This is a genomic window from Rhodococcus globerulus NBRC 14531 (genome assembly GCF_001894805.1).
GTDB classification, from domain to species: Bacteria; Actinomycetota; Actinomycetes; order Mycobacteriales; family Mycobacteriaceae; genus Rhodococcus_F; species Rhodococcus_F globerula.
Window position 1 is genome coordinate 933,103 of the sequence record NZ_BCWX01000001.1, and the last position, 16,748, is coordinate 949,850.

The following is a 16,748-nucleotide window of genomic DNA, read 5'->3' on the forward strand; positions in this document are numbered from 1 at the left end:
CAGGAGTAGCCATGCAGTTCGGAATCTTCACAGTCGGTGACGTCACCACAGACCCCACGACAGGGGTCACGCCCACCGAGCACGAGCGCATCAAGGCGATGACCACTATCGCCAAGCATGCCGAAGACGTGGGACTCGACGTCTTCGCAACAGGCGAGCACCACAACAAGCCGTTTGTGCCGTCGTCACCCACCACGATGCTCGGCTACATCGCTGCACAGACCGAGAAGATCACGCTGTCCACGTCAACGACGCTGATCACCACCAACGATCCGGTGAAGATCGCCGAAGACTACGCGATGCTCCAGCATCTCGCGGAGGGTCGCGTCGACCTCATGATGGGGCGTGGCAACACGGCGCCCGTGTACCCGTGGTTCGGCAAGGACATTCGCGCGGGTATTCCGTTGGCCCTCGAGAACTATCAGCTCTTGCGCCGGCTTTGGGACGAGGAAGTGGTGAACTGGCAAGGGGAGTACCGCACTCCGCTGCAAGGTTTCACGTCCACACCACGTCCGCTCGACGGCATCGCACCCTTTGTGTGGCACGGCTCGATTCGCAGTCCTGAGATCGCGGAAATCGCGGCGTATCACGGTGACGGGTTCTTCGCGAACAACATCTTCTGGCCCAAGGAGCACTACATCGAGCTCATCAACCTCTACCGTCAGCGCTACGAGCATTACGGACACGGCACCGCCGATCAGGCGATCGTCGGGCTGGGCGGTCAGGTCTTCATGCGTAAGAACAGTCAGGACGCCGTCAAGGAATTCCGCCCGTACTTCGACAATGCGCCGGTGTACGGTCACGGACCGTCGCTCGAAGAGTTCACCGAGCAGACGCCGCTGACAGTCGGTTCGCCGGAGCAGGTCATCGAGAAGACCCTCGCGTTCGCGGATTTCTTCGGCGACTACCAGCGCCAGCTGTTCCTCATGGATCACGCGGGTCTTCCGCTGAAGACGGTGCTCGAGCAGCTCGATCTTCTCGGCGAGGAAGTTGTACCGGTTCTGCGTCGTGAATTCGCGGCCCGTCGTCCGGCGCATGTCCCGGACAACCCGCCCACCCACGCGTCGATGAAGGCCGCGCGTGACACAAGTGCGGTCTCGGCATAGTTCTGGGCACCCTGACGCAACCCGAGGCAGGATGAAGAGATGAGCAACCTCGACATGCATCCCGTAGAGCAGGAATGTGAAGGCAAACCTGACAACAGCGAGATTCAGATCCTCACCCCGCGGGATGTTCCGCTCGGTGGCCCACGGGCAATGCGGGTGCGGCGCACATTGCCGCAGCGCGATCGTTCGCTGATCGGGGCGTGGTGCTTCGCCGATCACTACGGGCCGGACGACGTCGGCTCGGGGCCCGGCATGCATGTGCCGCCGCATCCACACACCGGTTTGCAGACGGTCAGTTGGTTGTTCACGGGTGAGATCGAGCATCGCGACAGCATCGGCTCTCACGCGATGGTGCGCCCGGGCGAACTTAACTTGATGACGGCCGGTAGCGGGATCGCGCATTCGGAGGTCTCGACGCCGAAAACGAAGGTTCTGCACGGCATGCAGCTGTGGGTGGCTCTCCCGGACGCGGCTCGCGATACCGCCCCCGCGTTTGTTCACTATCGACCGGAACCGGTGACCATTGGGGGCGCCAGGCTCAGCGTGTTCCTCGGCTCGTTGGCCGGCGAGAAATCGCCGGTATCCACCTTCACCGAATTGCTCGGTGCCGAGATAGTTCTCGATCCGGGCGCTGACATTGCGCTCGACGTCGATCGTTCGCACGAACACGGAGTGATCGTCGATCAAGGATCGGTAGTGCTGCGTGGCACCACCGTCGGCTGGGCCGAGTTGGGTTATCAAGCACCGGGTTTCGGGAAGCTGACATTACGCAACCCGGGTTCCGAACCAGCTCGGGTCCTGCTGCTCGGCGGCAAGCCGTTGGGCGAGCAGGTCATCATGTGGTGGAACTTCATGGGCCGCACGCACGAAGAGATCGTCGAGTATCGACGCAAGTGGCAGGCCGAACTGGCCTCTGGATTCGACGGCAGCGTCCCTGATCAACGTTTCGGCGTAGTGCCGGGATACGACGGTCCGGCGCTCCCGGCACCCGAGTTGCCGAACAGTACGTTGCGGCCCCGAGGTTAGCCGCGTCTCTTGCTGCTTCCGGCCGCAAGCGTCGTGTCGATCAGGCCTGTTCGATGTCCTGATGGGCCTTGGCGAGCATGATGTAACCGGCGCCGTTGGCGCTGATCCCGGCCTTTTCGCCTTCGGAGAGTTCACGTTTGACCTTGGCCGGTACGCCGGCGACCAGTGATCCGGGCGGGATCTGCATCCCCTGCGAGACGACGGCGCCGGCCGCGATCAGTGATCCCGAACCGATGTGTGCGCCGTTGAGCACCACTGCGCCCATGCCGACCAGCACGTCGTCTTCGACGGTGCACCCGTGCAACACCGCGTTGTGGCCGACCGAGATTCGCTCGCCCAGAACCGCGGGGAACGTCGGGTCTGCATGCACCGTGCAGTTGTCCTGGATGTTGGTGTCCGCGCCGATGGAGATCGATTCGGCGTCGCCGCGAATGACCGCGCCGTACCAGATGCTGGCGCCGGCAGCGATGGTCACTGCGCCGACAACGGTGGCATTGGGTGCGATGAACGCGCTCTCGTCGATCTGCGGGGTGCGTCCGAGAACGGTGGCGATGATCGGGTTGGTCATGGTTCTCCTGTGCGTTGGAATGAACGTGCTCTGACGGTACCTGGACTATTTCGGGGTGGGCTTTCGATTCATGACAACGGTGCCGATGCCCGCCACGACCACAAGTCCGATGGCAACCAGGGTCATGGAGTCGAGTGTCTGTCCGATGATGACTACGCCGGCCAACGCTGCTGCTGCCGGTTCGAGCGCAATGAGGACGGCAAAGACCTTCTTGGCCAAGGATCGCAGCGCCCACATTTCCAGGCTGTACGGAATGACGGACGAGAGGATGGCTACGGCCGCGCCGGCGGCAAGCATCTTCGGATCGAGCAGTTCGGATCCTCCGGAGACCACACCGAACGGCAGGGTGAGGACGGCCGCCACAATCGTGGCACCGGCCAGACCGTCGGCACTCGGAAGTGTTGCGGCGAGGTGTGAACCGGCGATGATGTATCCCGCCCAGGCTGCGGCCGCAATGAGTGCGTAGATCACGCCGACGACGTCGAGTCCGGATTCCCCGTGATCACCCAATCCGAGGAGAAGTACTCCGCCGAAGGCAAGCAGCACCCAGGCACCGTCGGCCCAGCGCTTCGACAGCACCGCGGCAAGTGTGAGTGGCCCGAGAAATTCGATGGTGACGGCCGTTCCGATGGGCACCGTGTCGAGGGCCATGTAGAAGGCCCCGTTCATGACGGCCAGAGAAACGCCGAGCGCAAATATGCCCTTGCGCTGCCGGTTCGACCACCTGCTCCATCGTGGGCGGACGATGACTCCGAGGATGATCGCGGCGATCGTCAGCCGAAGCGTCGTGGCACCGGCCGGCCCGATCTGCGAGAACAGGGTCGTCGCGAATGCCGCTCCGAACTGGAGCGAAAGTATCGAGGTGAGGACTGCGCCGACCGGCAGAAGCTGACTGCCGGCCTTCATTCTCCGGTGAACTCAGGACTTCGACGCTCGAGCATCGCGGCAACGGCTTCGTGGTGATCGCGAGTGTGATGGGCGATCGACTGCATGGCGGCCGAGAGTTCGAGCAAACTCTCGAGGCTCTGGTGCTGGCCCTCGCGGAGCAGTTTCTTGGTCATGCGGAGCACCTGCGGGGGATTGGCGGCTACTCGCGCTGCCAAAGCGTGCGCTGCGGGAAGCAATTCTTCGGGCTCGGTGATCTGCGAGACCAGACCCCAGTCGAGTGCCTTGGTCGCGTCGATCGGTTCGCCGGTGAACGCCATCTCGGCGGCGCGGGCGTTGCCGATCGCGCGGGGGAGCAGCCAGGCTCCGCCGTCGCCGGGGATGAGTCCCACCTTGACGAAGCTCTCGGCGAAGACTGCGGCGGTCGAGGCGATGCGGAGGTCGCACATGAGTGAGAGGTCGCAGCCCGCTCCGATGGCCGGGCCGTTGACCGCGGCGATGGTCGGCACCTCACACGTGTACAGCGCGAGCGGAATGCGCTGGATGCCGTGCCGGTAGCCCTGGCGGATCTCGCCGGGAGCACCACCGAACATGCCTTCCTTGTCTCGCATGTGTTTGACGTTGCCGCCGGAGGAGAAAGCCGACCCGGCCCCCGTGAGGATGACTGCGCGCACACTCTGATCTCGGTTGACTGCGGTGACCGCGTCTTCGAGGGCCTCGATCATGTCGATCTCGGAGATGGCGTTGCGGGTGTCCGGGCGATTGAGGGTCCACGTGACCACATCGCCGGTTCGCGAGATCAGTACGGCGTCGCTCATGGGTGCTCCTGATAGTCGATGGCAGTTGAGCTCAGTCTCTCACCACGAGATTTCTCAATAACAATCATTCGTGCTTGATTTTTATGACTACGAGTGTGATGCTGATCGCATGGCCGAACTTCAGACGTTCATCGATGACTTGCGGGCCGAAGGCGAGAGCCTCGACGCGCTGGTTGCGGATCTGCCCGAGGCGAAGTGGGCGACAATGACGCCCGCGGAAGGGTGGACCATCGCGCATCAGATCGGGCACCTGCACTGGACGGACAGTGCTGCGATCCTGGCTGTCACCGACCCGGACGGGTTCGCGGAGCAGTTGAAGGCGGCGTTCGTGAATCCGGCGGGATTTGTCGACGACGGTGCTGCCGAGCAGGCAGCCCGCCCGCCCGCAGAGTTGCTCGCCGATTGGCGGGCGGGGCGCATTGCTCTCGTCGAGGCGCTCACCGCTGCCCCGGCCGGTACCAAGTTTCCTTGGTACGGCCCGCCCATGGGCGGAGTGTCCATGGCAACTGCGCGATTGATGGAGACGTGGGCGCACGGGCAGGACGTTGCCGACACGCTCGGCGTCGAGCGAGCCCCGACGGCGCGCATCAAGAACATCGCTCATCTGGGTGTCCGCACGCGGAACTTTGCGTACTCGGTCAACGAGAAGACGCCGCCCGCCGACGATTTCCGGGTGGAGTTGACGGCGCCGGACGGTTCGCTCTGGACCTGGGGGCCGGAAGATGCGCGGCAGAAGGTGACCGGGCCGGCGTTGGACTTCTGCTTGCTGGTCACTCAGCGTGCCAATCGCGCCGATCTCGATCTGGTCGCCGTGGGTGCCGACGCGGACGAGTGGCTCGGGTTTGCGCAGGCATTTGCCGGACCCAGCGGCGAGGGACGAGCCGCCATCGGATCCAGCGGAGCCGCACGAGAAGCGAAGGTGGGCAAATGAGTTCGGTACGGATCGGTAACTGCTCCGGTTTCTACGGCGACCGCGTCTCGGCGATGCGCGAGATGCTCGAGGGCGGCGAACTCGACTACCTGACCGGCGACTATCTGGCCGAACTGACGATGCTGATCCTCGGCCGGGACCGGATGAAGGACCCGTCACTCGGCTACGCGAAGACGTTCCTGCGACAGGTCGAGGACACCCTCGGCCTCGCGCTCGACAAGGGCGTGAAGATCGTTGCGAATGCCGGCGGCCTCAACCCGGCCGGACTGGCGGACGCGCTGCGCGAGGTCAACACCAAGCTGGGGTTGAAGGCGAGGATCGCCCACGTCGAGGGTGACGATTTGATCTCTCGGGCAGACGAACTCGGACTCGGCTCCCCGCTGACGGCCAATGCGTACCTCGGCGCCTGGGGCATAGTCGAAGCATTGTCAGCCGACGCCGATGTCGTGGTCACCGGTCGTGTCACCGATGCGTCGGTGATCGTCGGTCCCGCCGCTCATCACTTCGGTTGGAAGCGAGATGATTTCGATCAGCTGGCCGGTGCTGTCGCGGCTGGCCACGTCATCGAGTGCGGAACCCAGGCCACCGGCGGCAACTACGCGTTCTTCACCGAGATTCCCAATCTGGGCCGTCCTGGCTTCCCGATCGCCGAGATCAACGCGGACGGATCCTCGGTCATCACCAAGCATTCCGGAACGGACGGCGAGGTGAGCGTCGGCACGGTGACGGCGCAGCTGTTGTACGAGATCACGGGCGGACGCTACGCAGGCCCGGACGTGACCACCCGTATCGACAACGCGGTGCTCACCCAGGAAGGCCCGGATCGGGTGCTGATCAGCGGAGTCACGGGCGAGGCTCCGCCGCCGCAGTACAAGGTCTCACTCAACACGCTGGCCGGGTTCCGCAACGAGGCCACGTTCATCCTCACGGGTCTCGACATCGAGGCCAAGGCCGATCTGGCGAAGACTCAACTCGAATCCTGGCTGACGAAGAAGCCCGCCGAACTGGTCTGGACTCTCGCTCGCACAGATCACCCGGATTCCGTCACCGAGGAAACAGCGAGTGCGTTGCTGCGCTGCGTGGTTCGTGACTCCGACCCCAAGGTGATCGGTCGCCCCTTCTCCGCGGTTGCGGTGGAAATGGCACTCGCCAGTTACCCAGGCTTCTCGCTGACCGCGCCGCCGAGCAACGGACAACCGTACGGAGTGTTCACCCCCGGCTACGTCGACGCGGGATCGGTGCCTCACGTGGCCTTACTGCCAGACGGCACTCGCGTGGACATCGCTCCGTCGACGCTGACGCAGGACCTCGAACCGGTCGACGAACCTGAGCGTCCGGAGCCGTTGCCGCCACAGTCTTCGCTCTCGGTGCCGCTCGGCACGATCGCCGGTGCCCGTAGTGGCGACAAGGGTGGAAACGCCAACGTCGGCGTCTGGGTTCGCACGGACGATCAGTGGAAGTGGTTGGTGCACACTCTGACCGTCGAGAAACTCAAGGAACTACTGCCCGAGGCAGCGGAGCTTACCGTCACTCGCTACCAGCTTCCGCACCTTCGTGCCGTCAACTTCGTGATCGAGGGAATCCTCGGTCAGGGTGTTGCCTCGCAGGCGCGGTTCGATCCGCAGGCCAAGGGAATTGGTGAATGGCTGCGCTCGCGCCACATCGACATCCCGATTTCGCTACTCCCCACAACTGACGAGAAAGAGGATTCACGGTGACCGTGTGGACCACACCGGAAAGGCTTGCGCTTCGCGAGACCGTACGCGGATTCGTGAACCAGGAGATTCTGCCGCATCTGACGCAGTGGGAGCGCGACGGCGAGATTCCGCGCGAATTGCACCGCAAGGCAGGCGCTCTCGGGCTGCTCGGCGCCAGTGCTCCCGAATCGGCGGGCGGTGAGGGCGGCGACGCCGTCGACTCCATCGTGATCTGTGAGGAGATGCATCAGACAGGTGCGTCGGGCGGGCTGTTCGCTTCGCTCTTCACCTGCGGCATCGCGGTGCCGCACCTGATTGCGGCCGGCGACGAGGCGCAGATCGAGAAGTGGGTCAAGCCGACCCTGCGCGGCGACAAGATCGGCTCGCTCGCCATCACCGAGCCCGGCGGAGGCAGCGACGTCGGGCACCTGACAACCACAGCCAAGCGCGACGGCGATCATTACGTCGTGAACGGTGCCAAGACATTCATCACCTCCGGCGTTCGAGCGGACTTCGTCGTCACCGCGGTGCGCACCGGTGGTCCCGGCGCGGGTGGTGTCTCACTGCTCGTGATCGAGAAGGGCACACCGGGTTTCACCGTCTCGCGCAAACTCGAGAAGATGGGCTGGCGCGCATCCGATACCGCGGAACTGTCCTTTGTCGATGCCCGGGTTCCGGTGGAGAATCTGGTCGGCGCAGAGAACAGCGGCTTCGCGCAGATCGCCCAGGCATTTGTCTCCGAGCGGGTCGCGCTCGCCGCGCAGGCGTATGCCAGTGCAGAACGTTGCCTGGAGCTGACCCTCGAATGGTGCCGCGCCCGCGAAACTTTCGGTCGACCCCTCATCAGTCGGCAGGCCGTGCAGAACACCGTCACCGAGATGGCCCGCAAGATCGACGTCGCCAAGGTGTACACCCACTCGGTGATCGAGCGGTACATGGCCGGTGACGGCGATCTGATCGCCGAGGTGTGCTTTGCGAAGAACACGGCAGTCGAGACGGGCGAATGGGTTGCGAACCAAGCCGTTCAGCTGTTCGGTGGCCTCGGATACATGCAGGAAAGTGAAGTGGAGAGGCAGTACCGGGACATGCGAATTCTGGGAATCGGTGGCGGAACCACCGAAATCCTCACCGGCCTCGCGGCCAAGCGATTGGGGTATCAGTCATGAGTGTCATCCGGTCAACGCTGGACACCAATTCCGAGGTGTATCAGACCGCAACATCGACCATGAACACCAAGCTCGCCGAGATCGAGGTCGAGCACGCCAAAGCGCTTGCCGGTGGCGGCGAGAAGTACACCGAGCGGCACCACAAGCGGGGAAAGCTCCTGGCACGCGAGCGGATCGAACTCCTGCTCGATCAGGATTCGCCGTTCCTCGAACTGTGTCCCCTCGCTGCGTGGGGGAGTGACTTCCCGGTCGGCGCCAGCACTGTGGTCGGTATCGGCGTTGTCGAAGGTGTCGAATGCCTGATCGTTGCCAACGATCCCACCGTGCGCGGTGGCACCAGCAATCCGTGGACGCTGCGTAAGGGATTCCGCGCCAACGACATCGCCATGCAGAACCGCCTTCCGGTGATCTCCCTCGTAGAGTCCGGTGGAGCAGACCTGCCGACGCAGAAGGAGGTGTTCATCCCGGGCGGGCGTATGTTCCGTGACCTCACACAGCTCTCCGCCGCCGGTATCCCCACCATCGCACTGGTCTTCGGCAACTCGACTGCAGGCGGCGCGTACATCCCCGGCATGTCCGACCACGTCGTGATGATCAAGGAACGCTCCAAGGTGTTCCTCGCAGGCCCGCCGCTGGTCAAGATGGCCACCGGTGAGGAATCCGACGACGAGGCACTCGGCGGCGCCGAAATGCACGCCCGCAAGTCGGGACTGGCCGACTACTTCGCAGCCGACGAGCAGGACGCGATCCGCATCGGGCGCTCGATCGTCAAGCGCCTCAACTGGACCAAGAAGGGGCCGGCGCCTCGTGCCGAAATCATCGAACCACTCGAGGATCCGGAAGAGTTGCTCGGCATCGTTCCGGCCGACCTGAAGATTCCGTTCGATCCGCGTGAGGTCATCGCCCGTATCGTCGACGGTTCCGACTTCGACGAGTTCAAGCCGCTCTACGGTTCCTCCCTCGTGACCGGCTGGGCCGAGCTCAACGGTTACCCGATCGGCATCCTGGCCAACGCCCGTGGAGTTCTCTTCAGCGAAGAGTCCCAGAAGGCCACGCAGTTCATCCAGCTTGCCAACCGCTCCAACACGCCGTTGCTGTTCCTGCACAACACCACCGGCTACATGGTGGGTAAGGAATACGAGGAGGGCGGAATGATCAAGCACGGATCGATGATGATCAATGCGGTTGCCAACTCCAAGGTTCCGCACATCTCGATCCTGCTCGGAGCGTCGTACGGCGCCGGTCACTACGGCATGTGCGGACGGGCATTCGATCCGAGATTCCTCTTTGCCTGGCCCAGTTCCAAGTCCGCCGTCATGGGCGGTGCGCAGCTTGCCGGCGTCATCTCCATCGTGGGACGCGCTGCTGCCGAGGCCCGCGGCCAGGTTTTCGACGAGCAGGCTGATGCCGGCATGCGCGCGATGATCGAGAACCAGATCGAGGCCGAGTCACTTCCGATGTTCCTGTCCGGGCGTCTGTACGACGACGGCGTCATCGATCCCCGAGACACCCGCACCGTGGTGGGAATGTGCCTGTCGGCCATTGCCACCGCCCCGATCGAAGGCACCGAGAACTTCGGCGTCTTCCGTATGTGAGGCACGCCGTGACAATCACTTCAGTACTGGTCGCCAATCGTGGCGAAATCGCCCGCCGTGTCTTCGCAACCTGTCGGAAGAACGGAATCGGCACGGTCGCGGTATTTTCCGACGCGGATGCCGACAGCCCTCACGTCGCCGAAGCCGACGCTTCGGTTCGCCTGCCGGGTAACACGCCTGCCGAGACCTACCTGCGGGGTGAGCTCATCATCGCCGCCGCAAAGGCTTCGGGCGCCGACGCGATTCACCCCGGATACGGATTCCTCTCCGAGAACGCGGAGTTCGCGCGCAGCGTCATCGACGCGGGGCTGACGTGGATCGGCCCGCCCGTCGAATCCATCGAGCTCATGGGGTCGAAGGTCGAGTCCAAGAAGATCATGGACGCCGCCGGAGTGCCGGTGCTTTCCGAACTCGATCCCATTGCGGTGACCGACGCCCATCTGCCAGTGCTGATCAAGGCGTCGGCGGGCGGCGGCGGACGCGGAATGCGTGTCGTTCGTGAATTGTCGGCGCTGGAAGGCGAACTGGAAGCGGCGCGGCGTGAGGCGCAGTCCGCCTTCGGCGACCCGACTGTCTTCTGCGAGCGCTACCTCGAGACCGGTCGGCACATCGAGGTTCAGGTCATGGCCGACCGCCACGGTGGGGTGTGGGCGGTGGGGGAGCGCGAGTGCTCGATCCAGCGTCGGCATCAGAAGGTGGTCGAAGAGGCACCGTCGCCGCTCGTGCAACGCATCCCCGCCATGCGCGACAAGCTGTTCGACGCCTCGCGGCTCGCCGCCAATGCCATCGGCTACGAGGGTGCGGGAACCGTTGAATTCCTGGCAGACGAAAAGGGTGACTTCTTTTTTCTGGAGATGAACACTCGCCTGCAGGTGGAGCATCCCGTCACCGAGTGCACCACCGGACTCGATCTGGTGGAACTGCAATTGCAGGTCGCTTCAGGTGAAGTGCTTCCGGACGAGCAGCCGGAGATTCGCGGACATTCCATCGAGGTGCGCCTGTACGCCGAGGATCCCGCCAAGAACTGGCAGCCGCAGAGCGGAACCGTTCACCACATCGAGTTGCCCGGTGGCCCGCAAGAATTCAGTGTTCTGCGTGAGCAGGGCGTTCGCCTCGACTCCGGGGTCGTCGACGGCAGTGTTGTCGGCGTCCACTACGACCCGATGTTGGCCAAGGTCATCTCGTACGCGCCGACGCGGAACGCAGCTGCCCGGCTGCTCGCGTCGACGCTGGCGCGCACCAGGATTCACGGTCTGCGGACCAACCGCGATCTGCTCGTCAATGTCCTGGCTCACCCGGCCTTCATTGCCGGGGATACCGATACGGCGTTCTTCGAGACCCATGACCTCGAGAAGTTGTCAACGCCTCTGGCCGACACCGACGCCGAAAGGCTTTCGGCGCTGGCGGCGGCACTTGCCGATGCCGCGCACAACCGGGCGTCAGCGCGCGTCATCGGCCGCTTGCCCAGCGGGTGGCGCAACCTCCCGTCACAGCCGCAGAGCAAGAGTTACTCCACTGCGTCGGGCGACTACGACGTCCGCTACTCCCTGAGCCGAAGCGGCGTGCTGAGTGCAGAAGGGTTCGACGGCGTGAGCCTGGTATCGGCAACTGCGACCCGGGTAGTGCTCGAGCAGAGCGGAGTTCGGCGTTCGTTCGACGTGGCGGCCTACGGGAGTGAGATTTTTGTCGACTCCTCGCTCGGACCCGTCGCGTTGACGGCAGCACCGCGCTTCGTCGATCCGTCGGCGGAAGTCGCCGCCGGTTCGTTGCTCGCTCCGATGCCGGGATCAGTTATTCGCCTCGGCGCAGCACTCGGTGACACAGTCACTGCCGGCCAGCCGATTCTGTGGCTAGAGGCCATGAAGATGGAACACACCGTCACCGCGCCGACAGCCGGTGTCCTGGTAGAACTTCCGGTCGCCGTCGGCCAGCAGGTCGAGGTCGGATCGGTACTCGCACGTGTGGAAGAACCCGCTACAGAAGAGGACGCATGATGAGTTTCATCGAAACCGAAGAGCAGAAGGAACTGCGGGCATCCGTTTCCAAACTGGGTGAGCGCTTCAACTATGTCGACTACGTGCTGCCCAAGGCGCGCAAGGGTGAGCCGCTCACCGAATTGTGGAACGAGGCGGGCAAACTCGGGTTCCTGGGCGTCAACCTGCCCGAGGAATACGGCGGCGGCGGTGCCGGCATCTACGAACTCGCGCTGGTGCAGGAGGAATTGGCGGCGCAGGGTGCCGGTCTGCTCCTGGTTGTCGTCTCGCCGGCCATCTGCGGCACCATCATCGGCAAGTACGGCACTGCGGAGCAGAAGCAGCAGTGGCTGCCCAGCCTCGCCGACGGCTCCAAGATCATGGCGTTCGGAATCACCGAGGCCGACGCGGGTTCGAACTCACACCAGATCACGACGACGGCACGCAGGGATGGCGAAGACTGGATCCTGAGCGGCAACAAGATCTACATCTCGGGCGTCGATCAAGCTGACGCAGTGCTCATCGTCGCGCGCACCGAGGACTCCAAAACCGGCAAGCTCAAGCCCGCTCTGTTCATCGTCCCCACGGATTCTCCCGGATTCGTGAAGACACAGATGGAGATGGATATCATCGAGCCGGACCACCAGTTCATCTTGTTCCTCGACGATGTACGGCTGCCGGCCGACGCTCTGGTCGGCGAAGCCGATGCCGCCCTGATGCAGTTGTTCGCCGGTCTCAACCCCGAGCGCATCCTGGGTGCGTCGATGGCCATCGGAATGGGCCGTTACGCCCTGAACGCCGCGGTGAAGTTCGCCAACGAGCGCACGGTGTGGAAGACGCCGATCGGTGCCCACCAAGGTATTTCGCATCCCCTCGCGCAGGTGAAGATCGAACTCGAGCTCGCCAAGCTGATGATGCAGAAGGCCGCGGTCCTCTACGACAGTGGTGACGATTTCGGTGCTGCCGAAGCCGCGAACATGGCGAAGTACGCGGCTGCCGAGGCCAGCATCAAGGCACTCGATCAGGCGATCCAGACGCACGGCGGGGCGGGTCTGACGAAGGAATACGGACTGGCCGCCATGCTCGGCGCGGCTCGTATCGCCCGTGTCGCGCCGGTGAGCCGCGAGATGATCCTCAACTTCGTCTCGCAGCATTCTCTCGGTCTGCCTCGGTCTTACTAGACGGTCTCACTGGAAAGGGCGAAGCATGACGGACGAGGACAAGCCATACGTACGGTACGAAGTATCCGGTGGTGCGGCCACGATCACTCTCGACTCACCACACAACCGCAACGCGATTTCGACGCGGTTGGTCACGGAGTTGCAGGCTGGACTGACGTCGGCGGCCGCTGATCCGGCAGTTCGAGCAGTGGTGCTCACCCACACCGGTGGAACATTCTGTGCGGGAGCCGATCTCAGTGAAGCATCCGGGTCGTCCGTATCTCCGGAGGAGGCAGTCAAAGAGCGTGGGCGGGGGATGCTGACGCTCTTGCGCAGCATTCTCGAGCTGCCCAAGCCCGTGATCGGGCGCATCGACGGTCACGTCCGGGCCGGGGGTATGGGTCTTGTCGGGGCGTGCGACATCGTCGTCGCCGGACCGGCGAGCACCTTCGCGGTGACGGAATCACGATTGGGGTTGGCCGCGTCCATCATCTCGCTCACGGTCCTACCGAGGCTCGGCCAGCGATCTGCGAGCCGGTACCTGCTCACCGGAGAGAAGTTCGGACCGAACGAGGCCCACGCTATCGGGCTGGTGACGGAAGCGTCGCAGGGCACCGCTGAGTCGATCACTGAACTCTTGGTCACATTGCGTCAGTGCTCGCCACAGGGGCTGGCCGAATCGAAATGGCTCACGACCAGGCAGGTCCTGGCCGGATTCGACCGAGACGGCGAGGAGATGATCGCGCAGTCGGCGCGGCTGTTTTCCTCTGACGAGGCTCGTGAGGGCATGATGTCTTTCTTGCAGAAGCGTCCAGCAGCCTGGGCACAACAGAACGCACAGTAGAAGGGATGGCGGCGCGATGACTCGAGAACCCAAGCAGGACCGAAGTCGAGTCACGCGCTCCCACCTGCTCGAAGTGACGGTGGAGTGTCTCGCCGAACTCGGATGGGGTGCAACGACGATGAGTGTCGTCGCGCAGCGGGCCGGGGTATCCCGTGGTGCCATGCAGCACCACTTCCCGACGCGTGAGGACCTGATCACCGCGGCACTCGAGGTGATGTTCGACGCCCGAATGGATCAGGCACGCAAAGAGTCCACCGACCTTCCCGCGGGTGCCGGTCGAACCGAGGCGATCATCTCCCGATTGGTCGAGTACTACACCGGCACTCTGTTCAAGGCAGCACTTCAGGTGTGGACGGCGGCAGCTTCCGACCCGGACTTGCGAGCGCGAGTGTTGCCACTCGAGGAACGGTTCGGGCGCATCGCGCACCGCATGGCCGTCGAGAGTCTTGGCGCCGACGACGCAGATCCGACGACGCACCGTCTGGTGCAGGCGACCCTTGACCTTGCCCGAGGGCTGGGGTTGGCAGATGTCTTGACCGACGACTCGCGTCGACGGTCCGAGGTGGTCAGAACGTGGGCGGCGCAACTCGACTCGACTCTCGTGCGTGTGTCAGCGCCGGTGTCGTGATCGCGCAGCTCTGATCCCGGAAGTACAGTCACCTGCATGCCGCGCCGCAGAGCCCTGTCCTTCAGTACCCCGTTGGTGGTCGCTGCTGCGGTGCTGGTGTCGGCTACCGGCTGTGGGGCCGACGACGGCACAGCGGAACAGTCCACAGGTTCAGCGCCCACCGCCCAGGCAGCAACCGATCCCGGTCCGATGTTCGCAGAATGCGGATCGGTGACGGATGAGGAGGTGGTCGCGGCTTTCGGGCTCGCGTTCACCGATGTCACCAGAAACGGTGTCGGCTGTGAATGGACGGTTGCCGGTTCGTTGGGACCAAGCGTCGCGTTCTCCTGGTACCGCGGCAGCCCGATCGGCCGCGAGCGCGCCGGTTCCGACCTTCTCGGTCGACCTGCCGCCGACATCACGATCGAGGGCCACTCCGGTTTCATCGCGTCGCGAGAAGGCGTTCTGTGCGAGTTGGGTATTTCCTTCGGGGGCGATTTTGTCCATTGGTCGGTGAACTACGGCTCCGCGAACTCCGGGCTTGTCGCCCCGCCTGCCGATCCGTGTGTTGTCGGGAAGAGCCTGATGGAACTCACTGTCTCGAGGGCACAGTGAGTCGCGCCCGGGCGGCGGCGCTTGGCGCGTCGTTGATCCTGCTGACGGGGTGCGGTTCGACAGTGACGGGAACGCCGCTGGCCGAGGGCGGCTATCAGGGCAGTGGCAGCGAGAAGTTCGCCAACATCCTGCAGGAATGTGAAGCGGTGTCCGACCCGCAGATCGCGGCGGCAATCGGCGCCGACGGCGTCGACCGTGGTTTCTACGGGGCAATCTGTCGGTGGGACGGGGTTGGCGGCGCAGGTCCGGTCCATGTCACGTTCAACTGGTTCGAGACCGGCACCACCGATCACGAGGTCGCCGCATTCGAGCATCTCGGATATGTGGTCGAGAAGATCACCGTCAAGGGCAGTGACGCCTACCTCGTGCGGCAACCGGCGGATCCACAAAGCTGTGGCATCACCGCCGGCGCTCCGGCCGGGGGAGTGTTCGGTTGGTGGGTGCGCCAGCCGGCCGGCGGCATGGATGCGTGCGCGGGAGTCACTAAACTTGGAGAACTGACGCTCAACGTCAGTATTTGAACCTGCTGTCGAACCTGGTCGTTGCTGTGAGTTCCGTATCACTTCAGGCTCATTTTGACCACATAGCACGCTGGCAGGTATCGTTATGGGTCGTGTCCGGCATGCCCGGGCCGATCTGTGTGCCTAGCTAGGTATTGCCGTGCGCACGTTCGAGCAGTTACTGCTTCAGAACGAGCATCCGGCTGCCTGTGTGGGGGTATGCGACACGCCCGACCTCGGGTGCAGAGCGAGACGCATTTGCGCAGCGCAGCAGTATCAGAGGTGGGTGAGGAGCAGCAGCTATCTTGCTCCAACTGCTAGATCCCTAATTTCAGAACAGCCAAGGTTGCTTCGAGCAGTCTGTTCCGACGTAGAAAGCCGGTAAATGCCAACCATCAACCAGCTGGTCCGCAAGGGTCGCCGCGACAAGACCGCCAAGGTCAAGACGGCAGCCCTCAAGGGCAGCCCGCAGCGTCGTGGCGTGTGCACTCGCGTGTACACCACCACCCCCAAGAAGCCGAACTCCGCTCTCCGTAAGGTCGCTCGCGTTCGCCTGACGACTTCGGTCGAGGTCACCGCGTACATCCCCGGTGAAGGCCACAACCTTCAGGAGCACTCCATGGTGCTCGTCCGTGGCGGTCGTGTGAAGGACCTCCCGGGTGTCCGTTACAAGATCATCCGCGGCTCCCTCGACACCCAGGGTGTCAAGGGTCGCAAGCAGGCACGCAGCCGCTACGGCGCCAAGAAGGAGAAGAGCTAATGCCACGTAAGGGCCCCGCTCCGAAGCGCCCGCTCATCAACGACCCGGTTTACGGTTCCCCGTTGGTGACGCAGCTCGTCAACAAGATCCTGCTGGACGGCAAGAAGTCCACCGCAGAGCGAATCGTGTACCAGGCTCTCGAGCAGGCACGCGAGAAGACCGGCACCGATCCGGTCGTCACGCTCAAGCGCGCCCTGGACAACGTCAAGCCTGCACTCGAGGTTCGTAGCCGCCGCGTTGGTGGCGCTACCTACCAGGTGCCGGTCGAGGTTCGTCCCGGTCGTTCCACCACGCTGGCACTGCGTTGGCTGGTCACCTTCTCGCGTGCACGTCGTGAGAAGACCATGGTCGAGCGTCTCGCCAACGAGCTCCTCGATGCCAGCAATGGCCTCGGTGCAGCTGTGAAGCGTCGCGAAGACACTCACAAGATGGCCGAAGCCAACAAGGCATTCGCCCACTACCGCTGGTGATGTAAGCGTCGGAGCAACTGCCATCGG

At 63.8% G+C, this 16,748-nt stretch carries 17 protein-coding genes; 14 read left to right on the plus strand and 3 right to left on the minus strand.

The window, feature by feature from the left end:
• Window positions 1-11: 11 nt before the first annotated feature.
• Both RG2_RS04165 and RG2_RS04170 read left to right on the plus strand, forming a co-directional pair.
• Complete coding sequence (locus RG2_RS04165) at window positions 12-1,106, plus strand: LLM class flavin-dependent oxidoreductase (protein ID WP_033236433.1); 1,095 nt, start codon at window positions 12-14, stop codon at window positions 1,104-1,106.
• Between the two features lie 39 nt (window positions 1,107-1,145).
• Window positions 1,146-2,132 carry a pirin family protein gene (locus RG2_RS04170; RefSeq protein ID WP_033236432.1) on the plus strand — a complete coding sequence of 329 codons (987 nt, stop codon included), beginning with the start codon at window positions 1,146-1,148 and terminating at the stop codon, window positions 2,130-2,132.
• 40 nt (window positions 2,133-2,172) lie between these two features.
• Here RG2_RS04170 and RG2_RS04175 read toward each other — a convergent pair whose 3' ends face one another.
• Genes RG2_RS04175 through RG2_RS04185 form a run of 3 tightly spaced genes read right to left on the minus strand, consistent with a single transcriptional unit; the run spans window position 2,173 to window position 4,403 of the window.
• Complete coding sequence (locus tag RG2_RS04175; protein ID WP_033236431.1) at window positions 2,173-2,700, minus strand: gamma carbonic anhydrase family protein; 528 nt, start codon at window positions 2,698-2,700, stop codon at window positions 2,173-2,175.
• 45 nt (window positions 2,701-2,745) lie between these two features.
• Window positions 2,746-3,606 (minus strand): EamA family transporter, encoded by an 861-nt coding sequence (locus tag RG2_RS04180; protein WP_033236430.1) that lies wholly within the window; start codon window positions 3,604-3,606, stop codon window positions 2,746-2,748.
• Window positions 3,603-4,403 carry a crotonase/enoyl-CoA hydratase family protein gene (locus tag RG2_RS04185; RefSeq protein WP_033236429.1) on the minus strand — a complete coding sequence of 267 codons (801 nt, stop codon included), beginning with the start codon at window positions 4,401-4,403 and terminating at the stop codon, window positions 3,603-3,605. The genes RG2_RS04180 and RG2_RS04185 overlap by 4 nt, the downstream gene beginning before the upstream one ends.
• Before the next feature lie 109 nt (window positions 4,404-4,512).
• Between RG2_RS04185 and RG2_RS04190 the strand changes: the two genes are divergently transcribed.
• The 12 genes from RG2_RS04190 (at window position 4,513) to rpsG (ending at window position 16,721) form a co-directional block, all read left to right on the plus strand.
• Window positions 4,513-5,334 (plus strand): TIGR03084 family metal-binding protein, encoded by an 822-nt coding sequence (locus RG2_RS04190; protein WP_033236428.1) that lies wholly within the window; start codon window positions 4,513-4,515, stop codon window positions 5,332-5,334.
• Window positions 5,331-7,052: an acyclic terpene utilization AtuA family protein gene (locus RG2_RS04195; RefSeq protein ID WP_033236427.1), complete on the plus strand. Its 1,722-nt coding sequence runs from the start codon at window positions 5,331-5,333 to the stop codon at window positions 7,050-7,052. Before RG2_RS04190 ends, RG2_RS04195 begins: the two co-directional genes overlap by 4 nt.
• The gene (locus RG2_RS04200) at window positions 7,049-8,197 is read left to right on the plus strand and encodes an acyl-CoA dehydrogenase family protein (protein ID WP_033236426.1); all 1,149 of its coding nucleotides are present in this window, start codon (window positions 7,049-7,051) and stop codon (window positions 8,195-8,197) included. The genes RG2_RS04195 and RG2_RS04200 overlap by 4 nt, the downstream gene beginning before the upstream one ends.
• Window positions 8,194-9,792: an acyl-CoA carboxylase subunit beta gene (locus tag RG2_RS04205; RefSeq protein ID WP_019744291.1), complete on the plus strand. Its 1,599-nt coding sequence runs from the start codon at window positions 8,194-8,196 to the stop codon at window positions 9,790-9,792. The genes RG2_RS04200 and RG2_RS04205 overlap by 4 nt, the downstream gene beginning before the upstream one ends.
• A gap of 8 nt (window positions 9,793-9,800) precedes the next feature.
• The gene (locus tag RG2_RS04210) at window positions 9,801-11,786 is read left to right on the plus strand and encodes an acetyl/propionyl/methylcrotonyl-CoA carboxylase subunit alpha (protein WP_033236425.1); all 1,986 of its coding nucleotides are present in this window, start codon (window positions 9,801-9,803) and stop codon (window positions 11,784-11,786) included.
• The gene (locus RG2_RS04215) at window positions 11,786-12,946 is read left to right on the plus strand and encodes an acyl-CoA dehydrogenase family protein (RefSeq protein ID WP_033236424.1); all 1,161 of its coding nucleotides are present in this window, start codon (window positions 11,786-11,788) and stop codon (window positions 12,944-12,946) included. The genes RG2_RS04210 and RG2_RS04215 overlap by 1 nt, the downstream gene beginning before the upstream one ends.
• Window positions 12,947-12,971: 25 nt before the next feature.
• On the plus strand, window positions 12,972-13,769 hold the full coding sequence (locus tag RG2_RS04220) for an enoyl-CoA hydratase family protein (protein WP_033236423.1): 798 nt from the start codon (window positions 12,972-12,974) through the stop codon (window positions 13,767-13,769).
• Window positions 13,770-13,785: 16 nt separating this feature from the next.
• The gene (locus RG2_RS04225) at window positions 13,786-14,397 is read left to right on the plus strand and encodes a TetR/AcrR family transcriptional regulator (protein WP_033236422.1); all 612 of its coding nucleotides are present in this window, start codon (window positions 13,786-13,788) and stop codon (window positions 14,395-14,397) included.
• A gap of 36 nt (window positions 14,398-14,433) precedes the next feature.
• Window positions 14,434-14,991 carry a DUF3558 domain-containing protein gene (locus RG2_RS04230; protein WP_051730711.1) on the plus strand — a complete coding sequence of 186 codons (558 nt, stop codon included), beginning with the start codon at window positions 14,434-14,436 and terminating at the stop codon, window positions 14,989-14,991.
• Window positions 14,988-15,512, plus strand: a complete 525-nt coding sequence (locus tag RG2_RS04235; RefSeq protein WP_033236421.1) for a DUF3558 domain-containing protein — start codon at window positions 14,988-14,990, stop codon at window positions 15,510-15,512. The genes RG2_RS04230 and RG2_RS04235 overlap by 4 nt, the downstream gene beginning before the upstream one ends.
• 364 nt (window positions 15,513-15,876) lie before the next feature.
• Window positions 15,877-16,251 (plus strand): 30S ribosomal protein S12, encoded by a 375-nt coding sequence (gene rpsL / locus RG2_RS04240; protein ID WP_003941908.1) that lies wholly within the window; start codon window positions 15,877-15,879, stop codon window positions 16,249-16,251.
• Entirely contained in the window at window positions 16,251-16,721 is a 471-nt protein-coding gene (gene rpsG, locus RG2_RS04245) for a 30S ribosomal protein S7 (RefSeq protein WP_003941856.1), read from the plus strand. Before rpsL ends, rpsG begins: the two co-directional genes overlap by 1 nt.
• Window positions 16,722-16,748 lie beyond the last annotated feature (27 nt).

Coding starts and splice junctions, on each gene's coding strand:
- RG2_RS04195 (WP_033236427.1), top strand. CDS start 5,331: ATGAGTTCGGTACGGATCGGTAACTGCTCCGGTTTCTACGGCGACCGC.
- rpsL (WP_003941908.1), top strand. CDS start 15,877: ATGCCAACCATCAACCAGCTGGTCCGCAAGGGTCGCCGCGACAAGACC.
- RG2_RS04185 (WP_033236429.1), bottom strand. CDS start 4,403: ATGAGCGACGCCGTACTGATCTCGCGAACCGGCGATGTGGTCACGTGG.
- RG2_RS04190 (WP_033236428.1), top strand. CDS start 4,513: ATGGCCGAACTTCAGACGTTCATCGATGACTTGCGGGCCGAAGGCGAG.
- RG2_RS04165 (WP_033236433.1), top strand. CDS start 12: ATGCAGTTCGGAATCTTCACAGTCGGTGACGTCACCACAGACCCCACG.
- RG2_RS04175 (WP_033236431.1), bottom strand. CDS start 2,700: ATGACCAACCCGATCATCGCCACCGTTCTCGGACGCACCCCGCAGATC.
- RG2_RS04225 (WP_033236422.1), top strand. CDS start 13,786: ATGACTCGAGAACCCAAGCAGGACCGAAGTCGAGTCACGCGCTCCCAC.
- RG2_RS04215 (WP_033236424.1), top strand. CDS start 11,786: ATGAGTTTCATCGAAACCGAAGAGCAGAAGGAACTGCGGGCATCCGTT.
- RG2_RS04220 (WP_033236423.1), top strand. CDS start 12,972: ATGACGGACGAGGACAAGCCATACGTACGGTACGAAGTATCCGGTGGT.
- RG2_RS04230 (WP_051730711.1), top strand. CDS start 14,434: ATGCCGCGCCGCAGAGCCCTGTCCTTCAGTACCCCGTTGGTGGTCGCT.
- RG2_RS04170 (WP_033236432.1), top strand. CDS start 1,146: ATGAGCAACCTCGACATGCATCCCGTAGAGCAGGAATGTGAAGGCAAA.
- RG2_RS04180 (WP_033236430.1), bottom strand. CDS start 3,606: ATGAAGGCCGGCAGTCAGCTTCTGCCGGTCGGCGCAGTCCTCACCTCG.
- RG2_RS04205 (WP_019744291.1), top strand. CDS start 8,194: ATGAGTGTCATCCGGTCAACGCTGGACACCAATTCCGAGGTGTATCAG.
- rpsG (WP_003941856.1), top strand. CDS start 16,251: ATGCCACGTAAGGGCCCCGCTCCGAAGCGCCCGCTCATCAACGACCCG.